Origin of the sequence: Martelella endophytica, from assembly GCF_000960975.1 — a bacterium.
GTDB lineage: Bacteria > Pseudomonadota > Alphaproteobacteria > Rhizobiales > Rhizobiaceae > Martelella > Martelella endophytica.
Window position 1 is genome coordinate 259,521 of sequence record NZ_CP010803.1, and the last position, 25,251, is coordinate 284,771.

Sequence of the window (25,251 nt, forward strand, 5' to 3'; positions counted from 1 at the left end):
CAGTGCTCTCAGGCGATGAGTGTCAGAACGCCGCGTCCTTCGCACCCTGATCAAGCAGGGCAAAGACGTAAGGGGCGAACGAGCGCCAGCATTCCACGCGAAAGGTGTTTTCGTCCTTGCGGTAGAGCACGATCTCGGCCTTGCCCAGCACGGTGCGGGTGACCTTGCCGACGGGGAATTTTTCCAGTCGCAGGTCGAGCGGGCTGCCCGCATTGAGCGTTGCCACCGCGCCCGGGCCATCGACCATGATCGCGACATTGCGATGGGAGATATCGACCGCGGAATAGGGCGCGGCTGCGGGGCCGAGAGCCTCGCCGAGATCGCCGCCGACCTCGTCGATCACCAGCCATTCGTCCGGGCCGAGCCAGAAGGCATAACGGCCATCGCCACGCGTCGCCGTCAGCGGCACGGTCGGCAGGCTGATGTCGAGCATGCCCGAAAGGCCTGCAACAGCCGCCTCGCCAGCCCGCAGAGAGAGCCGGCTCGCCGGGCCGGCCACGACCAGCCGGGCAAGCCCGGAACCGCCATAGACACCTTCGAGTGGCAGAGCGCGTTGTTCAGCCATGGATGCGGGCTCCTTCCTTGTCATAGAATATCGGATCGACCACCTCGACGGCGATCGAGCGACCGGGCATCGGGACATAGAGCGTCGTGCCCTTCAGCTGATGGCCATCCTTGACGACCGCCATGGCGATCCCGCTTTGCAGGTTCTCCGACCAGTAGGCCGAGGTGACGTGGCCGAGCATCGGCACCGGCTTTGCCGCATTCGCATCGGCAACGATCTGCGCGCCCTCCTCCAGCACCAGCCGAGGATTGTTCTTGACCGTCAGCCCGACGAGCTGCTTGCGGCCGCCGGCCACAAGGTCCGGGCGTTTCAGGCCGCGTATACCGACGAAATCGGCCTTCTTCTTCGACACCGCCCAGCCCATGCCAAGATCATAAGGGGTCACTGTGCCGTCAGTGTCCTGACCGACGACGATATACCCCTTCTCGGCGCGCAGCACATGCATGGTCTCGGTACCATAGGCACAGCCGCCAAGGCCCTGCGCCCGTTCGAAGATCGTCTCCCAGACGGCGGCGCCGTAATCGGCCGGCACATTGATCTCGAAGCCGAGTTCGCCCGTGAACGAGACCCGGAACAACCGCGCCGGGACGCCGCAGACCATGCATTCGGCGAGGCTCATATGCGGGAAGGCCTCGTTTGCAATATCGACGCCCTCGACAAACGGGGCGACGATCTCGCGCGCCTTCGGCCCCTGCACCGCAATCACCGCCCACTGCTCCGTGGTTGAGGTCAGCCAGACATTCAGATGCGGGAACTCGGTTTGCAGATAGTCTTCCATCAGATTCAGAACACGCGGCGCACCGCCGGTCGTCGTCGTCACATGGAAGCGGTCGTCGGCCAGCCTGCCGACGACACCGTCGTCATAGACATAGCCGTCCTCGCGCAGCATCAGGCCATAGCGGCACTTGCCGGGCTTCAGCGTCGACCAGGCGTTGGAATACATCAGGTTCATGAAGGCTTCGGCATCCGGGCCGACGACCTCGATCTTGCCGAGCGTCGAGGCATCGAACACCCCGGCCGCCTGCCGCGCCGTCCGGCATTCGCGGTTGACGGCATCCTCCTTGGTCTCGCCTGCGCGGGGAAAATACCAGGCACGCTTCCAGTTTCCGACATCCTCGAAGGCGGCGCCCTGCCTTTCCGCCCAATCATACATCGGCGTCTTGCGCGCCGGATCGAAGAGCTCGTCCCGCGAATGGCCGACCAGCGTGCCGAAGCTCACCGGCGTGAAAGGCTGGCGGAAGGTCGTGAGGCCCACTTCGGGGATCGGTCGGTCGAGCACTTCCGCCGCAATCGCTAGACCGTGCATGTTGGAAAGCTTGCCCTGATCGGAGGCCATGCCATTGGTGGTGAAGCGCTTGATGTGCTCGATCGAGGCCATGCCCTCATGCACGGCCTGACGGATATCCTTGGCGCAGACATCGTGCTGATAGTCGATGAAGGCCTTGGCGTGGCTTGCGGCGGTCTCGTCTTCGCCGAGCATGCCGCCGGTCCAGGCAAACTGGTTCTCGGCCGCAATCTCGGCAAAGCCGCCGCCTTCGGCAGCCGCCTCCGCCACCAGCGCCGCAATCGCGTCCGTGCCGTTGCAGGCGCCGACCGAGACTGCGTTCTGGACATGGGTGCCGGGCACGAAGCGTTCATGCTCGGCATCGAACACCAGCTTGCCGCGCGACTGCGAGAACAGGTGCACCGACGGCGTCCAGCCGGCCGAGGTGATCAGCGCGTCGATCGCGTAATCCCGCGTCCTGCCGCCATCCTTCGCCTTCACCCGCATGGACCTGACCCTGAGCCGCCCCCTGGTGCCGGTGACGGTGTGGTGAGTGAGAAGCTTGATGTCGAGCGCTTTCGCCATTTCGGCAAGGCCGGGGCCCGGCTCGGCACGGCTGTCGACGATCGCCACCACTTTCACGCCGGCCCGCTTCAGGTCGAACGCCGCCTCATAGGCGGAATCATGGGCGCAGTAGACGCCGACCCGCTCACCGACGGCAACGCCATAGTGATTGAGATAGAGCCGCGCGGCCGAGGCCAGCATGATACCCGGCCGGTCATTGGCCGGAAACACCATCGGCCGCTCGATGGCGCCGGTCGCAAGCACCACCTTTTCGGCGCGTACCTGCCAGAGCCGCTCGCGCGGCCCATCGGCCTTGGCACTCGGCAGATGATCGGTCAGCCGTTCGGCAAGCCCGAGGAAATTGTGATTGTAGTAGCCGAACGCTGTCGTGCGCGGCAGATAGCGGACATTCGGCATGCTTTCGAGCACGTTCAGCGTATCGATCGCCCACTGATAGCCCGGTTGGCCATCGATCGTGGTCTCGCTTTCATATTGCAGCGCCCCGCCCGGCTCAGGCTTCTCGTCGCAGAGGATGACGTCCTTGCCGGTACGTGCAGCCGACAGCGCGGCCGTCAGCCCGGCCAGACCGGCGCCGACCACCAGCACGTCGCAGTGGATATAGCGGCAGGCATAATGATCCGGATCCTCTTCCTTCGGCGCTTCCCCGAGGCCCGCCGCTCGGCGGATCGCCGGCTCATAGAGCTTGTGCCAGGCCGCACGCGGCCACATGAAGGTCTTGTAGTAGAAGCCGGCGATCAGGAACGGCGACAGGAAATCGTTGACCGCGCCAACATCGAAGGAGAGCGATGGCCAGCGGTTCTGCGAGCCCGCCTTCATGCCGTCGAACACCTCCTGCACCGGGCCGCGCACATTCGGCTGCCGCCTTGCGCTGTCGCGGGCGATATCGAATAGCGCGTTAGGCTCTTCCGAGCCCGCCGTCAGGAAGCCGCGCGGGCGGTGATACTTGTAGGAACGGCCGACAAGATGGATGCCGTTGGCGAGCAGTGCCGAAGCCAGCGTGTCGCCCTCGAGCGCAGTATAGGTCTTGCCGTCGAAGGAGAAACGGACGGTCTTTGCCGGCGTCAGCCGCCCCTTGCCGGCAATGCGGAACGCGCCGCTCATCGGCCTTCTCCCTGAAGTTCGGCAGGCTTCGGCTCGCCGGCCCTGTATGTCGCGACAAAACGATCGGTCACCGTATCGCGGGCGGCGTTGAAGAACCGGCCGCAGCCGCGGATATGGCGCCAGCGCTCGAAATGCAGGCCCTTCGGATTGCTGCGCATGAAGAAATAGTTGGCGAAATCCTCGTCGGAGATCTCGGCGATATTCTCCGGCCGGGCGATATGGGCCTCGCCGGCGGCGGCGAATTCCAGTTCGCTCCGCGCCTCACCACAATAGGGACAATGAATGAGCAGCATGGTTTCAGTTTCCCTTCAGTCCGGGCAGGGCGCCGGGTATCGCATTGAGAGCATCGAGAACAGCGCGCGGAGCCTCGAGTTGCGGCATGTGGCCGACGCCGGGGATCGGATGCAGGCCCACCCCGATCTTGCCCGCCAGCACGTGACCGCGCTTGATCGGGATCCACGGATCCTGCTCGCCCCACAGCACCGCGACCGGGCAATCGATCCGCCCGAGCCTGTCGGCGAATTCGTCGGTGAAACGGTCGTCGGCCTGGGCAAACTGCCGGTAGAAACTGACATGCCCTTCCGGCGTGAGCCACGGGGAAACCAGTTCGCGCAGGTCGTGAGCATCGATGTCGCTGACAAGGGCACCCTTGATGTAGGCTCCCACAATCGCGGCATGGATATGCGGCGGAAGCGGAGTGAAGGCATCCACATGGCGACCGACATGATCGAAGAAATCCGATCCCCACGGGCTCAGCGCCACGACATTCATCAAGATGAGCTCGTGATAGGCGACATCATGAAGCAGATGCGCGCGAAGCGTCACCGCGCCACCGAAATCATGGGCGAAGACGGTGGGTTCGTCGATCTGCCAGAATTCCAGCATTTCCCTGAACACCTGTCCCTGAACGTCAAGCCCGGTAGCCTGCTCCGGGTTCTTGTCGGAGCGTCCGAAGCCGGGCATGTCATACCAGTAGACGGTGTAGGCCCTTGAAAGCGGCAGAACGAGGCAATGCCAGGAATAGGACGACCACGGCCAGCCATGGGCGAGCACGAGCGGCGGTCCCTCGCCCGCACGGCCCCAGGCCACCGTTCCGGCGCTGGTCTCTGCCCTTTCGCTGACGTTCCAGAGCATCCGTCCTCCCCTCAGTGCGCGACGGCCGCGGCGGCGGCTTCGTCGATCAGGCGACCGGTGCGATAACGATCGAGCGTGAGGCCCGCCGCGAGCTTGTGCGGCTCGCCTTTGGCGATCAGGTGCGCGAACAGATGGGCCGAACCCGGTGTTGCCTTGAAGCCGCCCGTGCCCCAGCCGCAATTGACGTAGAGGCCCGGCACCGGCGTGACGCTCTGGATCGGCGAGCGGTCCGGCGTGTTGTCGGTGATGCCGCCCCACTGGCGCATCATCTTCACCCGGCGGAAGATCGGAAACAGTTCGCAGATGGCATCGAGCGTGTGGGTGATGATCTGCAGTCCACCGGTCTGGGAATAGGAATTGTACTGGTCGGTGCCAGCCCCGATCACCAGTTCGCCCTTGTCTGATTGCGAGATATAGGCGTGGACCGAGTTCGACATGACGACGCAGGGAAAGATCGGCTTCAGCGGCTCCGACACCAGCGCCTGCAGCGGCTGGCTTTCGAGCGGCAGGCGGACGTCCGCCATCGCCATCACCACCGAATTATGACCGGAGGCGGAAACGCCGATCTTCTTCGCGCCGATGAAGCCCTTCGACGTCTCGACACCCGTGACCGCGCCATCCGGCCCGCGGCGGATCGCCTTGACCTCGCAGTTCTGGATGATGTGGACGCCGCGGTCGGACGCCGCGCGGCCATAGCCCCAGACCACCGCATCATGGCGGGCCGTGCCGCCCCGTCGCTGCAGGGCCGCACCGTTGATCGGATAGCGGGCGCTGGCCGAAATATCGAGGGGCGGACAGTAGTCCTTCGCCTCAACGGGCGTCAGCCAATCATTGTCGATGCCATAGAGCCGGTTTGCATGGACATGCCGCTTGAACGACTGGCGGTCATGTTCGTTGTGCGACAGCATCATCACGCCCCGTGGCGAATACATGACATTGTAATTGAGGTCGAGCGACAGGCCTTCCCAGAGCTTCAGCGAGTGCTCGTAGATGTCCATGCTCTCGTCGTAGAGATAGTTGGAGCGCACGATGGTGGTGTTGCGGCCGGTGTTGCCGCCGCCGATCCAGCCTTTCTCGAGCACGGCGATGTTGGTGATGCCGTGCTCTTTGGCCAGATAATAGGCCGCACCGATGCCATGACCGCCGCCACCGATGATGATGACGTCATATTCGCTCTTCGGCTCAGGCGAGGTCCAGTGCTTCTCCCACCCCTTGTGGTGTCGCATCGCCTCCCGCGCCAGGGCGAAAACGGAATATCTGCGCATCTTCAGGCTCCATCGGTTCCGCAGCCGGCCAAGGCCGCCGCCCCTATACCAATCGCAAATCGAAATGGGGTGCAACGTCCTTTTTGCGACGCTTTTGCGACCCGCCTTCGACATCGCCTGATCGCCCTGGTGGACAGGCCGGCGAAAATAATCGCGGCGCGGCGGCGCAATGGCTTCGCTTTGGACTGGACTCACGCGCTCCAATCTGCTATCCGCGACGCCAGTAATGGGCGAGGCTGCCCGAACGATACACCGATGACGCCTGCCGGGCAGGCCGCCACACGAAAGATAGGAACGGGATACACGTGCAAGTACTTGTCCGCGACAACAATGTTGACCAGGCTCTCCGCGCTCTCAAGAAGAAGATGCAGCGCGAAGGTATTTTCCGCGAAATGAAGATGCGCGACTTCTACGAAAAGCCCTCGCAGAAGCGTGCGCGCGAAAAGGCCGAAGCCATCCGTCGCGTTCGCAAGCTGGCGCGCAAGCGCGCGATCCGTGAAGGTCTCGTTTCGCGCTGATTGTCGTTTTTTCGGCACAATGAAGCGTTCTTCTGGCGGGAGCTCATGCCCCCGCCTTTTTCTTTGGTAGTTGTTTACCTTGGTCGTGTAGCGATCGTCGCAGCGCACGCCGGAACAATCCGGCCGCTGTCGGCTTATCGGGTGACGGAACAGATTCACGCTTGAGAGGATGAAGATGACACGCAACATCGCTGGCAATGGAAGAACCGGAACCGGACACGCGCTCCGCGCCATCCTGACCGCCGGTGCGATGGGCCTGCTCGCCTCCTGCTCGACCACCGACATGATGAACCAGAACGTCGTCTCGATCGACGCTTCGCAAGGGTCGGAACAGAACATCTCTTCGCTGTCACAGGTGATTGCCGCCAATCCGAACGATCCGGGCGCCTACAATGTGCGCGGCGCCGCCTATGGGCGCGCCGGTGACGACCGCCGGGCGATGGACGACTTCAACCGCGCCCTGCAGCTCGATCCGAACTACTATCAGGCCTATGCCAACCGTGCCCTGATCGAGCGCAGCCTCGGCCGCCAGATGGAAGCGCTGAACGACTATAACCGGGCGCTGCAGATCAATCCGGATTACGACATCGCCTATATCGGCCGCGGCAATCTCTATCGCGAGGCCGGCCAGCAGAACGATGCGCTGAGCGACTATACCCGCGCGATCAATCTGAACACCACCGATCCGCGCGCCTATCACAATCGCGGCCTGATCTATCAGCAGCGCGGCCAGCAGGAACAGGCAATTGCCGATTTCTCCTCCGCGATCTCGCTCGCACCCAAGGCGCCCTACCCCTACAATGGCCGCGGCGTCTCGTATCTGGCGCTCAACGACGACCAGAACGCGAAGGCCGACTTCACCAAGGCTCTGGCGCTCGACCAGCAGAACGCCGAGAGCTGGGCCAATATGGGTCTGATCTTCGAGCGCGAGGGCGATTTCCAGAAGGCCGCGTCCTACTACCAGAAGGCCAAGGCGCTGAACCCCAGCTATCAGCCCGCCATCCAGGGCCTGCAGCGCGTCGCCGGCGGAGCGGCATAAGCGGCACACTACCCAACTTTTTGAACGCGGCTTGTCCGTGACTGATAAGGGCGCCTTGTGGGCGCCCTTTTGCGTTGCTCAGCATCGCCCCAAATCCGGGCACGGCGCAAGAAGCAATGACGCCGGCTTAGCGCTCAAGCTTCAGATTGATCGGCAGGCTGAAGGAATGCGAGTTGCCGGAATAGCTTGACGGAAATGAACCGAATGGACCGGCCGAACGGGCGCGCTGCAACACGATGGCATCGACGGCCCCGTTGCCGGAGGATCGGGCAAGCGACAGTGAGGCGATGCCGCCGCCGCGGTTGAGCGTCATGCGCACCACGACGGTGGCGTTGAGCGGACCGTGACCGCGATAATAGCGTTCCACCGCGACGGCTCGGCGCAGGCGGCTTCCGACCTTGCCGGCATAATTGGCCATAGCCGCCGCGCCATCGCCCGTGGAGCCCGTCCGCGCGCTCGCTGCCTTCGTCGCACCGCTGCTGGCGGTGGCGGTGGCGGCACCCCGGCGGGCATTCTGGCTCGATTGACCGCCGGAACCGGATGTCTGGCGCTGAACCGTGCGTCTCGGGGTCGGCGGCGGCTCGGCGGCCTTGCGAGCAGCGACCTGGTCTTCGGGCAGCGGTTCGTTTTCCCACGGCGACGGTTGGGGAACCGGCGGGGCGATGTCGAATTCCGGGTCATCGATGGTGGCTGTCACCGTTTCGCTCGGCGCAGACGTGGCCCGCAGCGGCGTGTCGGCAGCCGGAGGGGTTGCTTCGAGCGGCTCGGACGGCAGGGCCGCGGCGGTTTCCGGCGGCGGCGCTTCCGCAGCCTCGGGCGTCACGGCGCTCGCCGCTTCCGGCGGCAGGGCCTCCGCCGTCTCTGCGACTACGGCCGGCGGCGGCGCGGAGGGGGGAACGGCATCGGGCGACAAGGCCTCGCTCGGCGCAACCGCCAGAACCTCCGGTTCCGGCCGCGGCAGGGCGGGCGAAACGGGCGTTTCGGCCGGAGCCGCCGGCAGTGCCTCCATTGCCGGCGTTTCGGCGACCTCGGGTCGCGGCGCCTGCGCCTGCTCCACCGGTCGGGTGGCCTCCAGCGGCTCGGCCGTCACGGCCCTTGCCGTTTCAACCGGCACCGGCTGGGCCTCGACCTCCACGGGCGTCTCGATCACATCCTCACCCGCAGCCAAGGCATCGGCGTCGCCGTTTCCAAGCGAAACCACATTGACGACGACGCCACCTTCTTCCTGCGGCGCCTCCGGCACCGGCTTGGCGACATTCATCACCATGGCAAAGACGAGCGCGTGGAAGATCACCGAGCCGAGTGCGGCCGACGACATCACCTGGCGCTTGCGGCCCGCGGCCAGCGGCACGAGGCGCGGCAGCGTCGGTGCGATCATTTCGGCGTCGGCTTCGGAGAGTTCCGGCCCGGCAGCCACCGGTGGAGGCGCCTCGGTCTTTGGCGCGAGCGGCACAGCCTTGGCGTTTGCCTGGCTCAGTAGCTCGAAGACCACGGCATCGAAGCGATTGTCGGCTGCGGTATCGACCTCGATTTCCGGAGGCGTGACGACGGGCTCCCCGTCCGCCTCCTCGCGTGCGGGGCTATCCAGCATGCCGCCTGGCAAGCCTCTGGCAAACATAGACCTGTCGTCCATCATTACCCCGAACCCAGTTTGTGGCCGTTCAGCCGTCGAAAGGAATGCCGGCCTTCGAATCAGTGGTCAGATTGGCCATGCAGTCGGCGCCGCCCGCTTCGCAGACCTTGATGTCGTTCAGCAGCAGTCCGCCCAGCGCATCGCAGGTCTGGCCGGGAAGCTCGAACTGGCGGACGCGCTTCTTGCCGGCCGGCAGCGTCAGGAAGTCCAGCATGGTCAGTCGATCCACCACGCCTTCGGCATTGAAGAGAGCCACTTCCGTCTGCAGGCTCTCGATCGTCTCGGCAAGCTCGTTGTCGACAACGAAGGTCAGCTTGCAGCCGTTCTCCGTGGTCTCGAGCGAATTCAGCGAAATCGACAGGCCAGCCGGCGCCGGCGCATCCGAAGTCGTCTCGGCGTCCGTCGAGGCCGCCTCCTGAGCCATCAATGGCTGCGACAGGGCGAAAAGCGCGACGGCGGCGCTTGCGAATAGTTTCATCTCTCAAATCCCGGTTCAAATTTGGTGGTTGGCGACACGGGGCTGAGGCCCGCGCCACATTCTATCGGTCAACCGTCAAATCGTCTATTGCGTGGATAGACAAAGGTGATTAATGGAGTCAACTTATAAAAACATGATTCCAATTATCAAGTTTATAGAACCAAGACAACATACGTGACGATGAACGACACGAAAACGGACCGTGGCGAGGCCCGCGAGAAACAATCGGAAACCCCTGCCGTCCTCGAAAGCGACACGCTTTTCCGGGGCGCAAGCGAGATCATCATCCGCCATCAGGGGGCCGATTACCGCATGAAGATCACCCGTCAGGGCAAGCTCATCCTGAACAAATAGGCAAGAGACGATGACCGAGCAGAAGACCCCCGAAGAAATCCGCGCCTTCCGCCGCGACAACCCGAAGATGCGCGAACGCGACATCGCCCGCATCCTCGGCATCAGCGAGGCCGAGCTGGTCGCCGCCGAAGTCGGCCTCACGGCGACGCGCATCGACGCGAACCCCACCCCGCTTCTCGCCCACGCCGAAGGTTTCGGCGAGATCATGGCGCTGTCGCGCAATGAAAGCGCGGTACACGAGAAGATCGGCATCTTCGAAAACATCAAGAGCGGCAAGAACTCGGCCATCGTGCTCGGCGAGAATATCGACCTGCGCATCTTCCCGAGCCGCTGGGCCCATGCCTTCGCCGTCACCAAGACCGACGATGAAGGCAATGAGAAGCTCAGCCTGCAATATTTCGACAAGACCGGCACCGCGGTGTTCAAGCTCCACTGGCGCCCGGCCTCCAATGTCGAGGCCTATCACCGATTCGTTTCGGAGACCCGGCTTGAGGCGCAGAGCCAGACGGTTGAAACCGAGGCCTTCACCGCCCACGACGCCGATCATGCCCGCGATCCCGATGCCGTCGATGTCGAATTGCTGCGCGACCGCTGGAGCGCGCTCACCGACACGCACCAGTTCTTCGGCATGCTGAACGAGTTGAAGGTGCACCGCAAGACGGCGCTCTCATCGGTCGGCGATGACTATGCGGTCCGGCTCGCGGACGATGCCGTCACGGCGCTTCTGACCAAGGCCTCCGCCCTTCAGGAACTGCCGCTGATGGTGTTCGTTTCCAATCGCGGCATCGTCCAGATCCATTCCGGGCCGATTTCGAAGGTCGCCGAGATGGGGCCGTGGATCAACATCATGGACCCGACCTTCCACCTGCACCTGCGCCGCGACCACATTGCCGAGACCTGGCTGGTCAGAAAGCCGACCAGCGACGGCCACGTTACCTCGATCGAGGCCTTCAATGCCGAGGGCGAGATGATCATCCAGTTCTTCGGAAAGCGGCTGGAAGGCTATGCGGAGCGGCCATTGTGGCGCGAACTCGCAGAAGGCCTGCCCCGCGCCGGCGCAATGGCGGTCGCCTGAGGAGATGCCCGCCATGAATGCCCTGAAGACGCTCGCCCTTCTGACCGCAGGCCTGCTTTCCGCCAACGCCGCGCTTGCGGCCGAGCCGCTTGCCGATCCCTCGCGGCTCGTCACCATCGGCGGTTCGGTGACCGAGATCGTCTATGCGCTCGGCGCCGGCGACGAGATCGTCGGCCGCGACACCACCAGCACCTTCCCGCCCGAGGCGAATGACCTGCCGGACGTCGGCTACATGCGACAATTGTCCCCGGAGGGCGTGCTCTCGGTCAGCCCGACGGCGATCATCTCGATCGAAGGCGCCGGCCCGCCGGAAACCATCGATGTGTTGAAGAAGGCCGATCTCGACTTCGCCGAAGTGCCCGAAGCCTATAGCCGCGACGGCATCATCGAGAAGGTGAAGACCATCGGCACGCTGATCGGTCGCAAGACCGAGGCGGAGGCGCTCGCAGCCGACATCGCCGCCGATCTCGACCCGATCCTCGCGGCAAACGAGGCGCGGACAGAGAAGAAGCGCGCGATCTTCATCCTGTCGCTTCGCGGCGGCAAGGTGATGGGTTCCGGCACCGGCACGGCGGCCAACGGCGTCATCGAGGCGGCCGGGCTCGAGAATGCCATCGGCGACTTCCCCGGCTACAAGGCGCTCTCCGACGAGGCGGTTATCGAAGCGGCGCCCGACATCATCCTCGTCATGGGCGGCGCCGCAGGCGGCCATTCGCTGAGTAATGACGACATGGCCGGTCAGCCGGCACTGGCGCTGACGCCTGCCGTCCAGAACGGCGCGATCTACCATATCGACCCGGTCGGCATGATGAATTTCGGACCGCGCTTTGCCGACAACCTGAAGACACTGACCGACGAAATCTACGGAAAGTGAGACTGGCATGGCGATGATGGACGCGCTGAGCACACGGCAAGCCCACTGGCGCGCGACCGGCGACCGATCCCGGATCGCCGTCGCGACCATCTTCGTGCTTGCCGTCGTCTCGATGGCGGTACTGCTGATCTCGGTTGCGACCGGCGCCTCGGATGCCTCGGTGTTCGATGTTGCCCGCGCCATCCTTACCGGCGGCGCCGACGACGCGCTGGCGGCACGCGACCGCATCATCATCTTCGATATCCGCCTGCCGCGCGCGGTGATGGGCTTCCTCGTCGGCGCCTCGCTTGCGGTCTGTGGCACGGCCATGCAGGGCCTGTTCCGCAATCCGCTGGCCGATCCGGGGCTTGTCGGCGTCTCCGCCGGCGCCGGCTTCGGCGCGGTGGTGATGATCGTGCTCGGCGGCACGGTGGCGGCGCCGGTCTATAACCTGCTCAGCTTCTACGCCTTGCCGGCGGCCGCCTTCCTCGGCGGCCTGGTGACCACATTGCTGCTCTATCGCATAGCCACCCGCCACGGGCAAACCTCGGTTGCCACCATGCTGCTTGCCGGCATCGCGCTTTCGGCGCTGACGGGCGCGGCCACCGGCTTTCTCGTCTATCTCGCCAACGACCAGCAGCTTCGCGACCTGACGTTCTGGTCGATGGGCTCGCTTGCCGGCGCGACCTGGACCAAGGTCTTCGCCATCCTGCCGATCATGGCCGCAGCCTTTGCCGTATTGCCCTTCATGGCGAAGGGGCTGAACGCGATCACGCTCGGCGAAGCGACGGCCTTCCATATCGGCATTCCCGTACAGCGGCTGAAGAACGTCACCATCGTCGCGGTGGCGGCCGCGACCGGCGCGGGCGTCGCCGTTTCCGGCGGCATCGGTTTTGTCGGCATCGTCGTACCGCACCTGCTGCGCCTCGTCATTGGCCCGGATCACCGCTTCCTGCTGCCGGCCGCAGCCCTTCTCGGCGGTGCCCTTCTGGTGCTTGCCGACATGTTCGCACGCACGGCTGTCGCGCCGGCCGAGCTGCCGATCGGCATCATCACCGCCGTTGCCGGCGGGCCATTCTTCCTGTGGATCCTGCTGCGCAACCGCTCGCGGCTCAACCTGTGACGGCATGATGATCACCACCCGCGACATATCCGTCACCCTTTCGGGCCGTTCGGTGCTGCATGGCGTATCGCTTCAGGCGCCGGCCGGACGTCTCACCGCCATTTGCGGGCCGAACGGCTGCGGCAAGACCACGACGCTGAAGACGATCGCCGGCGACATCACCCCGCAATCGGGCGCCGTCACGATCAACACTCGGGAGATAGCCAGCCTGGCGCCGTGGCAGCTTGCCGAACTGCGTGGCGTGCTGCCGCAGGCCTCAAACCTCGCCTTTCCGTTCACCGTCACCGAAGTGTTGCGCATGGGGCTTTCCGGACGCGGCCACCGCGCAGCGGACAAGGATCGCGCGGTGATCGCCGCCGCGCTTGCCGCCGTCGACCTGAAAGGCTTCGAGGGCCGCTTCTATCAGGAGTTATCCGGCGGCGAACAGCAACGCGTGCAGCTCGCCCGCGTGCTCTGCCAGATCGAACGCCCCGTTGAGGACGGAACGCCGCGCTGGCTGCTGCTCGACGAGCCCGTGGCGAGCCTCGATATCCGCCACCAGCTTGCCATCATGCGGCTCGCCCGCGGCTTCGCCGAGGCCGGCGGCGGCGTCATCGCCGTGATGCACGACCTCAACCTGACCGCACTTTATGCCGACCATGTGGTGCTGATGAAGGAGGGCAGGATCGCCGCAGCGGGCGCGCCAAGGGATGTGCTCACCGACGACAATCTCTATGCCGTCTTCCGCGCCCGCCTTTCCGTCAACCAGATACCACGGGACGACACCCCCTTCGTGCTGCCGCATTCGGCGGCCAGCGAATAGGCGCAGAAGGCACGGACGCTCCCGCGCTTGACGGCGCCTCGCCCACGGGTGACGGGGCGAAGGGCTCAGCCCCTATAGCGATAGAAATGCATACGCGTGTCGCCGAACTCGCGGGTTTCGAGGGCTTCGTAACCGGCGGAAATCTCCGGCGTCACGTCGGCGCGTTCCTCGAGGATGGCAAGTGCGCCCGGCTTCAGCCAGCCGCCCGTGGCCGCCGCCGTGAACGCCTTTTCGCCGAGGCCCTTGCCATAGGGCGGGTCGGCGAACAGGAATTCATAGGGTTCAAGCTTGCCGGCAACACCGAGCGAGGTGGCATCGCGGCGCATGATGCGCGTGCGCCCGGCAAGGCCGAGCGTTTCGATGTTCGACCACAGCAGGCCCCGTCCCTCGACGCTGTTTTCGACGAAGAGCACCGCCTTGACGCCGCGCGACAGGGCCTCAAGCCCCATCGCACCGGTTCCGGCAAAGAGATCCATCATCCGGGTGCCTTCCAGTGCCTCCGGATAGGCATGCATCAGGATATTGAACAGGCTCTCGCGGGTGCGGTCGGTCGTCGGCCGGATGTCGGATGACTTCGGCGTTGCAAGCGGCCGCCCGCGGAACTCACCGCCGACGATCCGCATTGCCCCTCGGCCCCTTGCCCGAACCGCCACGCGGTCCACTGTCCCGAGAACCACCACCGCGCTTATCGCCGGAAGGACGGCCTTCCCGTTTCGGGCCGCCGCCCTCAAAACGCTTCTCGCCGGCCGGGCGACCTTCGCCACGCGGCCGTTTCGGCCCGTCGAAACGCTTGCCTTCGCTCGCGCCGCCTGCCTCGCGCGGCTTGCGCGGGCCACCGGCGCCACCGGGCTTGGCGAAGGACTTGCCCTTGCCGCCGGCCTTTGCGCCTGCCGGACGCGGGCTCTTGCGGACCTCGCCCTCGGCGCCCGAAGCTGACGGCTTGCGACGTTCATCACGGCGGGCGTCACGGCGCGCGTCCTCGCGGGCGCGGTCCTCGGCCTTCTTCTTCGCCTTGGGCCCCAGCGGACGGGCGCCCGGCGCCATCCAGACATTGGTGGAGCGGTTGCGGGTCTCGATATCCTTGAAGACCTTTTCCTCGGCACCCTTGCGCTTGGTGTCGAGTCGATCACGACCGCGTTCGGAGCGTTCGCCACGATCGAGCTTTTCACGGCGCGGCGTCCGCTTCGGTTCCTCGACGGGTTCCGCCTTGCTCACCGGCGCCTCGCCATCGTGATAGATCGGCGCATCGAAATTGGCACCGGATTCCTCGATCAGACGCGGGCCGAGCTGGTCGCGCAGCGTGCGGCCGCGCACTTCCATGACATTGCCCTCGGCAATCTCGCCGAGCTGGAACGGACCGTAGGAAATCCGGATCAGCCGGCCGACCTCAAGACCGAGCGCGCCGAGCACGTTCTTGATCTCGCGGTTCTTGCCTTCGCGCAGGCCCATGGTGATCCAGACGTTGGAGCCCTGCACCCGGTCGAGCGTCGCATCGATCGCGCCGTAGAGCACGCCGTCGACGGCGATGCCGTCCTTCAGCTTGTCGAGATCGGCCTGCTCGATCTTGCCGTGGGCGCGCACGCGGTAGCGCCTCAGCCACCCGGTTGCCGGCAGTTCCAGCACCCGCGCCAGACCGCCGTCATTGGTGAGCAGCAGCAGGCCCTCGGTGTTGATGTCGAGACGGCCGATGGAGATGACGCGCGGCAGGTCCTTCGGCAGGTTGTCGAAGACGGTCGGCCGGCCTTCCGGATCGGCATTGGTGGTCACGAGCCCCGCGGGCTTGTGGTAGATCCACAGTCTGGTGCGCTCGATGCCGCGGATTTCCTCGTCATCAACCTCGATCTTGTCGGCAAGCGTGACGTTGATGGCCGGGGTTTCGAGCAGCTTGCCATTCACCTTGACGCGGCCATCGAGGATCATCCGCTCGGCATCGCGCCTGGAGGCGACGCCGGCGCGCGCCAGGATCTTGGAGATGCGCTCGGGCTCGCCGGGCACGGCCTCTGCCTTCGGCGCCGCCTTGCGGGGCGCTGCCTTGCCTTCCGGCTTTCCGCCCTTCGACCCGCCCGGCTTGCCGCCACGCTTTGGAAATTTGCTTTTATCGTTCATTCTTCTTTGCCTGTTGGTTCCGATCCTCTAACAGGAACGGGAAAGAGCGTTAAGAGGAAACTTGTCGTGGTGCCCCCGGATTTCATGGCGATCGCGCTTGAAGCGGCGGAAGCGGCCGGAAAGCGCGGCGAAGTGCCGATCGGCGCCGTGGTGGTGCGCGATGGCATCGTGCTGGCCAGCGCCGGCAACCGCACCCGCGAACTCTTCGATCCGACGGCCCATGCCGAAATCCTAGCGCTGCGCGAAGCCTGCGCCACCGAGGGCTCCGAACGGCTTCCGGGTGCACACCTCTATGTCACGCTGGAGCCCTGTGCCATGTGCGCCGCGGCAATCGCGTTCGCCCGCATCGAACGGCTCTATTATGGCGCCGCCGATCCCAAGGGCGGCGGCGTCGATCATGGCGGCCGGTTCTTCGACCAGCCGACCTGTCATCACCGGCCCGAGGTCTATTCCGGCTTTTCCGAAACCCGTGCCGCGACCCTTCTCAGGCAATTCTTCGAAGAACGCCGCTAGCCGGCGGCAAATCCCGCCAGGGTGTCGTCTTCCAGCCGGTAGCGGATCCACTCGCTCTGCGGCACCCCGCCAACGGCATCATAGACGCGGATGGCGCCGACATTCCAGTCGAGCACGCTCCATTCCATCCGCCCGCAGCCGCGCTTTACCGCGATCTCCGCAACGGCCTTCATCAGCGCCTTGCCGAGGCCGGCACCACGATGCTCGGGATCGACATAGAGATCCTCGAGATAAATGCCGTTGCGGCCCTGCCAGGTCGAAAACGTGTAGTAATAGACCGCGAAGCCTGCCGGCTTGCCGTCAACCTCGGCGATCAGGCCACCGGTCACCGCATCGGGACCGAACATCGCCTCCGCAATCCCCTCCACGCTGGTCTCGACCTTGTCGAGCGCCTTCTCGAACTCGGCGAGATCGCAGATGAAGCGGAAGATGGTGGCGGCGTCTTCACGCACCGCCTTCCGGATTGCAAAACCCATCAGTTCCGGCCGGTCGCGTAGGGCGACTGGCTCTGACTCATCTCCTCAGCCGCCCTGCTGGTGCAGTTCAGGAACAGGAAGCACTTGTCGGGGTTCTTGCCCTCGGCAAGCTGCTTGCGGCGACGCTCCTTGGTCCGCTCGTCCTCGCCGAGGTCGTTCAGTGCTTCGGGGCTCGATGCTTCGCGATAGGATGCCGGCGGGTCGATCAAATATTTCCGCTGGGAGATATCGATCGTGGTCGCTTCCTTGCGTGCCTGACGGAAGGCTTCGAGCTGTTCCTTCTCCGTCATGCCCTGCGGGTTGTTACCCGTCAACAGCGGCGAACGGTAGGACGGATTGTCCTTGTTCTCCTCGGCCTCGTCGTAGAGGCGCTGGCGCTGCTCCTCGGGCGATTCGACCCAGCCGGGGCTGCCGGCTTCGGCGACCGATTTCTGCGGCGGCGCCAGCTGACGGCCGGACACATCGCCGGTCGGCCGCACCAGTTCGGGGCGGGCTTCGTAATCGATGTCGTTCTTCTGCTCCGGGTTGACGACCAGCACGGCGGCGCCGAGATCCTCGACGAGCTGCGTTGTCGCCTTGGTGCCGGTGCCATAGGTGGGCGCGCTGACACAGGCGGAAAGCGAAGCCATGCCAGCGAGGCCGGCAAGGGCAATTGCGATCTTCATCGAACGGGGAACAAAAGTCATGCGCTCTCTTACCATTCCTCCGCGCCGTCTCAGCGACGCCCGGTCTCATTTTTGGCCATCAGCCATGCTTCGGCGATGAATCCGGCTAAAACGCGACATTCCTAGCGCAGAACCACCCTTTTCGCAATTCGTCAACAGAATGAAGACGAAAGGCCGCGGCGAACCGCGGCCGGCCTTGGTATTTCTCAGCCCTTCAGCGCCGCCAGTTCACGCAGCGCCGCCGCGTCGCGGGCAGAAACCTCCGGATATTCCGGATCGGAGCCGACATCATCCGTGATCTTCCAAGAACGCGCGCACTTCTTTCCCGACGCCAGCGCCGGAACCACGGCAACATTGGCAACCTCGGGCAGACGGAACGCATCGGCTGGGCCCTCGCCCTTCTCGACGCGGATCGCCGAAGTGATGCAGATATCCTCGAAATCGCGGTCATCGAGGGCACCCAGCAGCGCATCGTCACTGACATAGACGACCGGAGCCGCCTCCAGCGAGGAGCCGATCCGCTTTTCGCGACGTTCGACCTCGAGCGCGCCGGTCACCACCTTGCGAACCTCGCGGATCTTTTCCCACTTGGCGGCAAGCGCGTCATCCTTCCATGCGGACGGCACTTCGGGGAACTGCTCAAGATGTACGGACACGGCCTGCGGGTTGCGCGAGAGCCACGCTTCATCCGTGGTGAAGGGCAGCATCGGCGCCAGCCAGGTCACCAGGCAATCGAACAGCTTGCGGATTACCACGAGGGCCGAACGGCGGCGCAGCGACGACGGCGCATCGCAGTAAAGCGCATCCTTGCGGACATCGAAGTAGAAGGCCGAAAGCTCGATATTGGCGAAATCCGTCAGCGTGCGGGCGATGCGCTTGAAATCGAACGCATCATAGCTCGACCGCACAAGCTCATCGAGCTCGGCCAGACGATTGAGCATCAGCCGCTCGAGCTCGGGCATTTCCGCCGCGTCGATCTCCTCGCCCTCGTCATGGGCGAGCGTGCCGAGCATCCAGCGCAGCGTGTTGCGGAGCTTGCGGTAGCTGTCGACATTGGTCTTGATGATGGTGTCGCCGAGGCGCTGGTCGTCCCAGTAGTCGGTGGTCATCACCCAGAGCCGGAGAATATCGGCGCCGGACTTTTCCATCACCTGCTGCGGCGATACCACATTGCCGAGCGACTTCGACATCTTGCGGCCCTGCTCATCCATCGTGAACCCGTGGGTGATCACGGCGTTGTAGGGCGCGCGGCCGCGCGTGGCGCAGCCTTCCAGCAGCGAAGAATGGAACCAGCCGCGATGCTGGTCGGAGCCTTCGAGATAGACATCGGCCGGCCACTTCAGGTCGGGACGATCCTCCAGCGTGAAGGTGTGGGTCGAGCCTGAGTCGAACCACACATCGAGGATGTCGGTGACCATGTCCCAGTCTTCGTTGGCACGGGAACCGAGGAAGCGCTCGCGTGCGCCTTCGGCAAACCAGGCGTCGGCGCCTTCAGCCTCGAAGGCCTCGAGGATGCGAGCGTTGACGGCTTCATCAACCAGCACATTGCCGGCCTTGTCGGCGAAGACGCAGATCGGCACGCCCCAGGCGCGCTGGCGCGACAGCACCCAGTCCGGACGGTTCTCGATCATGCCGCGCAGCCGGTTCTTGCCGCCAGCCGGCACGAAACGGGTGTCGTCGATGGCGGACAGGGCACGCGATCGGAGCGTCGAGCCGTCGGCAAGGTCCTTGTCCATATAGACGAACCACTGCGGCGTGTTGCGGAAGATCACCGGCTTCTTCGAGCGCCAGGAATGCGGATAGTCGTGCTTGATGCGGCCGCGGGCAAACAGCATGTTGGCGGCGATCAGCGCCTTGATCACGCGGTCGTTGGCATCGCCCTTCTTGCCGTCATCATCCATGACGCGGGCCGCACCGCCCTCAGCCGACGGGCCGAAGCCCGGCGCATCATCGGTGTAATAGCCGTCGTCGCCGACAGTGAACGGGATTTTTGCCGAAATGCCGCGCGCCTCGAGCTCGCGTGCCTTCTCCATCCACGCATCAAAGTCCTCGCGACCGTGGCCGGGCGCGGTGTGGACAAACCCCGTACCGGCATCGTCGGTAACGTGGTCGCCATCCAGTAGCGGGACGACAAAATCGTAGCCGCCGCCAAAGCCGCGAAGCGGATGGCCGCAGATCAGGCTCTTCAGCTTTTCGGCAGGCACATCCTGCAGGCGGCGGTATTCGAGCTTGGCTTTTGAAAACGAAGCCTCAGCCAACGTATCGGCGAAGATGAGCCTTTCGCCGACCTGAGGTCCGAATTCATTCTCCGCCGCCGTCACCTCGTAAAGACCGTATTCGACGCGCGTCGAGTAGGCGATCGCGCGGTTACCGGGGATGGTCCAGGGCGTCGTTGTCCAGATTACGACATAAGCGCTGTGCAGATCGCCGAGCGGCCCTTCCCGTCCTTCGGCATTCTGTGCATGCACGGCACGACGCAGCGCCTCGCGATCACCGAACGTCTCGTCCTGCCCGAAATGCCCGAGGACGGGAAACTTCACCCAGATCGTATCCGACTGAACCTCGTGATACTCCACTTCCGCTTCGGCCAGCGCCGTGCGCTCGACGACGGACCACATCACCGGCTTCGAGCCACGGTAAAGCTGGCCGGATTTCGCGATCTTCAGCAGTTCGCCGGCGATCCGGGCCTCGGCGTGGAAGGCCATCGTGGTGTAGGGATGCTCGAAGTCGCCCTCGATGCCGAGACGCTGGAATTCCTTGGTCTGGACATCGATCCAGCCCTGCGCGAATTCGCGGCACTGGCGGCGGAATTCGTTGATCGGCACCTCGTCCTTGTTCTGGCCCTTGGCGCGATAGGCTTCCTCGATCTTCCATTCGATCGGCAGGCCGTGGCAATCCCAGCCGGGAACATAGTTGCTGTCAAACCCACGCATCTGGAACGAGCGGGTGATCACGTCCTTCAGGATCTTGTTCAGCGCATGACCGATATGGATGTTGCCGTTGGCATAGGGCGGGCCGTCGTGGAGCACGAATTTCTCGCGGCCTTTGGCATCATCGCGGAGCTTCTTGTAAAGCCCCATTTCCTGCCAGCGGGCAACGGTCTCGGGCTCCTTCTGCGGGAGACCGGCACGCATCGGGAAATCGGTCTTCGGCAGATAAAGCGTCTCGGAATAGTCGATCGTGTCTTTGGTGTCGCTCATGGTTTCGCGGCTTTCTGGCGGCCCGTCGCGGGCGCGCAATCGCATATCGATGGAAATGTCGTGGCGAAGGGCGTGATAAACGCCAAAATCCCGGACCTTCCGGCGCTCTTCATTCAAGCAGCGCGGAAGGCCGGGCCAATAATTCGTATGGAGCGATACCCTGTCATCATGGGGCGTCTTTAAGCGTTTTTCGCCGCGATGAAAAGAGGTTTGGCGAATAGAGGCACGATCGATCGGGCGAAAGCGTCGCTCCATTCAGGAAAGACCAGCGCTCCAGACGAGCGATCTCTTTTGCCGGCGTGACAACAACCAACCCCTTTGACGAAGATCGAAGGCTGTGAAGCCGGCCGATGCCGGCTTCATCCAGGACGGTACAGGGAAAGACCTCAGTCCTCGCGGGCTTCGCCCCGCGCCGCTTCGATGCCCTTCGAACGGGCCTTGGCGTATTCGCGCTCGGCGGCGACGCGTTCCTGCGGATGCGCGGCGGAAGGCAGTGTGATCATGCGGCGGAGCTTGTCGACGGCGATCTTTGGCGTCCGGTCGGCGAGCAGCAGGCCATTGGTCTCCTGCAGCGTGTCGGTGAGCTGGGTATAGCAATAACCCATCAGGTGCTGCGAGGCGGCAATCGCCTCGAACATCCCCTCAAGCTTCGCCTCCAGTGCCGCACCATCTGAGACCGTGGCATAGCCGTGCCATTCCACACCGGTTTCGGGTGTGAAGCTGACGCCACCGAATTCGGTGAGCATCAGCGGCCTGCCATCGGCCTTTTCGCCCTTCAGCAGGATGCGCCGACCGGCCGCGCCATAGCCCTTGATCAGTTCGGCAAGTCCCTCGCCGTCGCCGTAGCGTGCGCCCAGCTCCTCGCCATCCGGCGCATAGTCGTGCAGCGACAGGATATCGGTGTCGCCGAGTTCCCAGCCATCGTTCGAGATCGCCGGCCGCGAAGGATCGAGCGCCTTGGTAAGGTGGTAGAGCGCATCGGCGAAATGCAGCTGGTCGGCGCGTTCCGAAATGTCCTGCACGCCCCAGCTTTCATTGAGCGGCACCCAGGCGATGATGCAGGGATGGCCCTTGTCGCGGCGAATGACTTCCGCCCATTCGCGGCTGGCGCGTTCGACCAGCGAGGCGGAGAAGGCGTAGCCGCTCGGCATTTCCTCCCAGACCATGACGCCGAGACGGTCGCACCAGTAGAGGAAGCGCGGGTCTTCCACCTTCTGATGGACGCGTACGCCGTTGAAGCCGAGCGCCTTGATATGCTCGACCTCCTCGCGCAACTCGCCGGGTTTCGTGGCGAGATGGGTATCGGGCCAGTAGTTCTGGCCGAGCACCAGGCGGAGGAATTTTGGCCGGTCGTTCAGCAGGAAATGACCATGACCGATGCCGACGGTGCGAAGGCCGAGATAGCTCGACAGCCGGTCGGGCACCGCACCCGCGAGCGTCAGTTCGGCATCGATCAGGGTCGGCTTGTCGGGCGACCACATCAGCCTGCCGCGCGTCATGCCGTGACGCAGCGCGGGGACGGCGATGTCGAACTCCGCCTCGCTGTCATCGACCATCACGGTCACCTCGGCCAGCACCTCGTCACCGCCGAGCTTCACGGTCAGCGGCACGGGACGCTCCGGCATGGCGGAAAGGCGGACTTCGCAGCGCACCCGCGCATTGGCGATATCGGTGACAAAGGCGAGGTCGGTGATATGCAGCTTCGGCACCACGGTCAGCCACACCGGCTGCCAGATGCCGGAGGTGCGGTCGTACCAGATGTCGTGCGGCTTTTCCTGCCAGTCCTGCTTGCCGCGCGGGATGCGGACATCCGAGCACGGATCCTCGGCACGCACCACCACGGTCTGCGCACCGGTGCCCAGAACGTCGGTGATGTCGGCAGAAAAGGGCGTGTGGCCACCTTCATGCTTTGCCACAAGCCGGCCATTGACCCAGACGGAGGCGTAGTAATCGACCGCGCCGAAATGAATGACGAGGCGCTCGCCCTCTTTCAGTGCCGGGACCTCGAAGACGCGGCGATACCAGATGACGGGATGGAAGCCCTTGGCATTGACGCCGGAAGCCACCGATTCCGGCGGATAGGGCACGGTGATGCGCTGGTCGAAGGCGGTATCGCCCTTGTCCCAGCCGTTAGCCAGCCCGGCTCCGGCATCATCATGCGCAAACTCCCATTCGCCGTCGAGCGAAGTCCAGTTTGCGCGCGTCATATAGGGGTTCGGCGACAGGGCCGCGTCTTCCATCTCGGTCAGTCTTGTCATGTTCCTGCGGTGAAATCGCGCCGCGGGCTTTCGCCGCACGGGCATTTCTCCTCCCTTGTTCAAATGGTCTTCATCTCGGTATCGCGTTCGGCAGACGCATCTGCTAAACTTGTTTATCAGGGTGCTACAGGTCACCAAGGCTTGTCAAGCGGGCGTTTACCGGCCAGAAAAAATCGGATGGCAAAACGAGTCAGAATGTCAGACGTGGCCAAGGCCGCCGACGTCTCCAAAACCACGGTGTCGCTGGTGCTGAACCATGTGGCCGAAGCCCGCATTCCGGATGCGACGCGCGCGCATGTTTTCCGCACCGCCCGCGAGCTTGGCTATGTATCGCTGCCTTCGACGCTGAACCGCGACGGCGAGCGGCAGACGCTCCATGGCCTGCTGATCAACGAGATCTCGGCCGCCTATCCGATCAACCTTCTCGACGACCTGCAGACCGCCGCCGAGGCGCGCGGGGCCGAGCTCATCCTGCAGATGACCGGCGGCAGCCCGGAGCGGGAACGCGAGGCGCTGATGCGGTTTCGCGATTTCGGCGTCAGTAGCGTGATCTACGCGATGTCCTTCCGCGCCGAGGTGACGCCGACGATCGAGCTCGACATGTTCCGCCACGTCTTCGTCAACTGCCGGCGCGAGGACGGCCGTGGAACGGCGGTTGTCACATCCGGCCATCGCGGCGGCCACGCCGCGACCCGCCACCTGCTGGAAGCCGGCGCCACCCGCATTGCTGCGATTACCGGCGATCCCTGGCAGGTGGAAACGCGCGAGCGGCAGGAAGGCTTCACGGCGGCGCTTGCCGAAGCCGGCCACGCGCCCTTCGCCGTCGAGGCGGGCGCCTGGAGTTACGGTCACGCCCGCGAGATCGCGCTTGCCTGGCTTGGTTCGGACACCCGGCCGGATGCGATCTTCTGCCATAACGATTTCATGGCCCGTGGCGCGGTATCGGCGATCCAGGCGGCAGGCCTTTCCTGCCCCGGCGACATCCTGGTGGCCGGCTACGACGATCGGGAGGTTTCGGCCTGGCCTGCACCGACGCTGACGACGGTGACCCTGCCCTTCACCGAAATGGCCGAGCGCGCGCTCGAATGCCTGAGCGCCGACGGCGAGATCGCTGAGGAGACCCACATCGTCGCGGGTGAACTGATCGTGCGCGAGAGCACCAGTCGCTAGAGCCGTTCCGCGTTTCACGGAAACGCCGCCCATCTGACTGCGAAATGCCCCCTAGAACGCGATCGGCTCCTGGATGAGCTCGACGCCGAACCGCTCCCGAACCCGCTCCCTGACCAGCGCCGAAAACCGCTCGACATCGGCCGCAACCGCACCGCCGTGATTGACCAGCACCAGCGCATGGCCCTCATACATGCCGACGGGACCGAGGCGCTCGCCCTTCAGCCCGCATTGCTCGATCAGCCATCCGGCGGAAAGTTTCACGGTGCCATCGGCCTGCGGATAGCGCGGCGCGCCCTCTATCGCGTCGGCGATGGCGACCGTGACAACCGGGTTGTGGAAGAACGAGCCGGCATTGCCGAGCACCTCCCAGTCCGGCAGTTTCGAGGCCCTGAGCGCCACCACCCGGTCCATCACCGTCTTCGCATCGGCATCGGCCGGCAGGCTGTCGAGGCCGGGATAGGCGCGGTTCGCCTGCCAGGCATGCGGCAGGGCGAGCGACACCGAAAGGATGACGTAGCGCCCGGGATGGGCCTTGAAGAAGCTCTGGCGATAGGAAAAGCCGCAGGCCACGCGGTCGAAGCTGCGGGTTTCGCCGGTCTCGGTATCGAAGGCGGTCAGTTCATGGAAATGATCGGAAAGCTGGATGCCGTAGGCACCGATATTCTGCACCGGCGCGGCACCGACGGTGCCCGGAATGCCGGCGAGGTTTTCAAGCCCCGGCAGCCCCTCGCCAACCGTCCAGGCGACGAAATCATGCCAGTTTTCGCCGGCACCGGCCGTGACGACGGTGTGAGTCGGCGATGAGGGAACGCGCGCGCGACCCGAAATCCGCATCAACCCGACGATCGCATCGAGCCGCTCCGGCAGCACCAGATTGCTGCCGCCGCCGATGATCCTGAATGGCAGGCCCCGGGCGCCACTTTCGGCGACAAGCGCCTCGATGATCCCGGCCTCCTCGATGACGACGCCGTAGCGCGCAACGGATTTAAGCCCGAGCGTGTTCAGGGCGGTCAGGTCATAGTCGGCAATGAGATCCATTCGGGCAGGCTTTCGTCTTCGGTTCGCGATCCGCCC

23 protein-coding genes are annotated in these 25,251 nt (G+C 64.5%); 9 read left to right on the forward strand and 14 right to left on the reverse strand.

Going from position 1 to position 25,251, the window contains the following annotated elements; genetic code table 11:
* Window positions 1–22: 22 nt before the first annotated feature.
* From TM49_RS01150 to TM49_RS01170, 5 genes are read right to left on the reverse strand one after another with little or no spacing between them, the layout of a single operon-like run.
* Window positions 23–565, reverse strand: coding sequence for a sarcosine oxidase subunit gamma (locus tag TM49_RS01150; RefSeq protein WP_045679178.1), 543 nt, complete (start codon window positions 563–565; stop codon window positions 23–25).
* Window positions 558–3,515 carry a sarcosine oxidase subunit alpha gene (locus TM49_RS01155; protein WP_045679179.1) on the reverse strand — a complete coding sequence of 986 codons (2,958 nt, stop codon included), beginning with the start codon at window positions 3,513–3,515 and terminating at the stop codon, window positions 558–560. Before TM49_RS01155 ends, TM49_RS01150 begins: the two co-directional genes overlap by 8 nt.
* Window positions 3,512–3,808, reverse strand: a complete 297-nt coding sequence (locus tag TM49_RS01160) for a sarcosine oxidase subunit delta (protein WP_045679180.1) — start codon at window positions 3,806–3,808, stop codon at window positions 3,512–3,514. The genes TM49_RS01155 and TM49_RS01160 overlap by 4 nt, the downstream gene beginning before the upstream one ends.
* 4 nt (window positions 3,809–3,812) lie before the next feature.
* Window positions 3,813–4,649: an alpha/beta fold hydrolase gene (locus tag TM49_RS01165; protein WP_045679181.1), complete on the reverse strand. Its 837-nt coding sequence runs from the start codon at window positions 4,647–4,649 to the stop codon at window positions 3,813–3,815.
* An 11-nt stretch (window positions 4,650–4,660) separates the two neighbouring features.
* Window positions 4,661–5,914: a sarcosine oxidase subunit beta family protein gene (locus TM49_RS01170; RefSeq protein ID WP_045679182.1), complete on the reverse strand. Its 1,254-nt coding sequence runs from the start codon at window positions 5,912–5,914 to the stop codon at window positions 4,661–4,663.
* A 305-nt stretch (window positions 5,915–6,219) separates the two neighbouring features.
* Between TM49_RS01170 and rpsU the strand changes: the two genes are divergently transcribed.
* Together rpsU and TM49_RS01180 are read left to right on the forward strand one after the other, a co-directional pair.
* Window positions 6,220–6,432, forward strand: a complete 213-nt coding sequence (gene rpsU, locus TM49_RS01175; RefSeq protein ID WP_024710130.1) for a 30S ribosomal protein S21 — start codon at window positions 6,220–6,222, stop codon at window positions 6,430–6,432.
* A gap of 175 nt (window positions 6,433–6,607) precedes the next feature.
* Window positions 6,608–7,471 (forward strand): tetratricopeptide repeat protein, encoded by an 864-nt coding sequence (locus tag TM49_RS01180; protein ID WP_144409422.1) that lies wholly within the window; start codon window positions 6,608–6,610, stop codon window positions 7,469–7,471.
* Between the two features lie 127 nt (window positions 7,472–7,598).
* Here TM49_RS01180 and TM49_RS01185 read toward each other — a convergent pair whose 3' ends face one another.
* A complete protein-coding gene (locus tag TM49_RS01185; RefSeq protein WP_045679184.1) occupies window positions 7,599–9,062 on the reverse strand; it encodes a TonB family protein in 1,464 nt (487 codons plus the stop codon).
* A gap of 70 nt (window positions 9,063–9,132) precedes the next feature.
* Window positions 9,133–9,582, reverse strand: a complete 450-nt coding sequence (locus TM49_RS01190; RefSeq protein WP_045679185.1) for a hypothetical protein — start codon at window positions 9,580–9,582, stop codon at window positions 9,133–9,135.
* Between the two features lie 180 nt (window positions 9,583–9,762).
* Between TM49_RS01190 and hemP the strand changes: the two genes are divergently transcribed.
* From hemP to TM49_RS01210, 5 genes are read left to right on the forward strand one after another with little or no spacing between them, the layout of a single operon-like run.
* Window positions 9,763–9,936, forward strand: coding sequence for a hemin uptake protein HemP (hemP, locus tag TM49_RS22860; protein ID WP_082074562.1), 174 nt, complete (start codon window positions 9,763–9,765; stop codon window positions 9,934–9,936).
* Between the two features lie 10 nt (window positions 9,937–9,946).
* Window positions 9,947–11,011, forward strand: a complete 1,065-nt coding sequence (locus TM49_RS01195) for a hemin-degrading factor (RefSeq protein ID WP_045679186.1) — start codon at window positions 9,947–9,949, stop codon at window positions 11,009–11,011.
* A 13-nt stretch (window positions 11,012–11,024) separates the two neighbouring features.
* On the forward strand, window positions 11,025–11,885 hold the full coding sequence (locus TM49_RS01200; RefSeq protein ID WP_082074862.1) for a heme/hemin ABC transporter substrate-binding protein: 861 nt from the start codon (window positions 11,025–11,027) through the stop codon (window positions 11,883–11,885).
* A 13-nt stretch (window positions 11,886–11,898) separates the two neighbouring features.
* Window positions 11,899–12,987: a FecCD family ABC transporter permease gene (locus tag TM49_RS01205; RefSeq protein WP_082074863.1), complete on the forward strand. Its 1,089-nt coding sequence runs from the start codon at window positions 11,899–11,901 to the stop codon at window positions 12,985–12,987.
* 7 nt (window positions 12,988–12,994) lie between these two features.
* Window positions 12,995–13,789 carry a heme ABC transporter ATP-binding protein gene (locus TM49_RS01210; protein WP_045679189.1) on the forward strand — a complete coding sequence of 265 codons (795 nt, stop codon included), beginning with the start codon at window positions 12,995–12,997 and terminating at the stop codon, window positions 13,787–13,789.
* A gap of 65 nt (window positions 13,790–13,854) precedes the next feature.
* Here the strand turns inward: TM49_RS01210 and rsmD are convergent, their stop codons facing one another.
* Together rsmD and TM49_RS01220 are read right to left on the reverse strand one after the other, a co-directional pair.
* Window positions 13,855–14,412, reverse strand: coding sequence for a 16S rRNA (guanine(966)-N(2))-methyltransferase RsmD (rsmD, locus tag TM49_RS01215; protein ID WP_045679190.1), 558 nt, complete (start codon window positions 14,410–14,412; stop codon window positions 13,855–13,857).
* Window positions 14,393–15,895 (reverse strand): pseudouridine synthase, encoded by a 1,503-nt coding sequence (locus TM49_RS01220; protein WP_045679191.1) that lies wholly within the window; start codon window positions 15,893–15,895, stop codon window positions 14,393–14,395. Before TM49_RS01220 ends, rsmD begins: the two co-directional genes overlap by 20 nt.
* Before the next feature lie 84 nt (window positions 15,896–15,979).
* Between TM49_RS01220 and TM49_RS01225 the strand changes: the two genes are divergently transcribed.
* Window positions 15,980–16,408 carry a nucleoside deaminase gene (locus tag TM49_RS01225; RefSeq protein WP_045679192.1) on the forward strand — a complete coding sequence of 143 codons (429 nt, stop codon included), beginning with the start codon at window positions 15,980–15,982 and terminating at the stop codon, window positions 16,406–16,408.
* On the opposite strand, the gene TM49_RS01230 is transcribed toward TM49_RS01225, so the two are convergent.
* The 4 genes from TM49_RS01230 to TM49_RS01245 form a co-directional block, all read right to left on the reverse strand.
* Window positions 16,405–16,884, reverse strand: a complete 480-nt coding sequence (locus TM49_RS01230) for a GNAT family N-acetyltransferase (RefSeq protein WP_045679193.1) — start codon at window positions 16,882–16,884, stop codon at window positions 16,405–16,407. The two genes, TM49_RS01225 and TM49_RS01230, sit on opposite strands and share 4 nt — an antisense overlap.
* Window positions 16,884–17,570 carry a hypothetical protein gene (locus tag TM49_RS01235; protein WP_144409424.1) on the reverse strand — a complete coding sequence of 229 codons (687 nt, stop codon included), beginning with the start codon at window positions 17,568–17,570 and terminating at the stop codon, window positions 16,884–16,886. The genes TM49_RS01230 and TM49_RS01235 overlap by 1 nt, the downstream gene beginning before the upstream one ends.
* A gap of 185 nt (window positions 17,571–17,755) precedes the next feature.
* A complete protein-coding gene (gene ileS, locus TM49_RS01240; RefSeq protein WP_045684575.1) occupies window positions 17,756–20,749 on the reverse strand; it encodes an isoleucine--tRNA ligase in 2,994 nt (997 codons plus the stop codon).
* 386 nt (window positions 20,750–21,135) lie between these two features.
* On the reverse strand, window positions 21,136–23,007 hold the full coding sequence (locus TM49_RS01245; protein ID WP_082074563.1) for a glycoside hydrolase family 2 protein: 1,872 nt from the start codon (window positions 23,005–23,007) through the stop codon (window positions 21,136–21,138).
* Between the two features lie 195 nt (window positions 23,008–23,202).
* Between TM49_RS01245 and TM49_RS01250 the strand changes: the two genes are divergently transcribed.
* Window positions 23,203–24,177, forward strand: a complete 975-nt coding sequence (locus tag TM49_RS01250; protein WP_045679194.1) for a LacI family DNA-binding transcriptional regulator — start codon at window positions 23,203–23,205, stop codon at window positions 24,175–24,177.
* A 51-nt stretch (window positions 24,178–24,228) separates the two neighbouring features.
* Here the strand turns inward: TM49_RS01250 and murB are convergent, their stop codons facing one another.
* Window positions 24,229–25,215: a UDP-N-acetylmuramate dehydrogenase gene (gene murB / locus TM49_RS01255; protein ID WP_045679195.1), complete on the reverse strand. Its 987-nt coding sequence runs from the start codon at window positions 25,213–25,215 to the stop codon at window positions 24,229–24,231.
* Window positions 25,216–25,251: the final 36 nt, after the last annotated feature.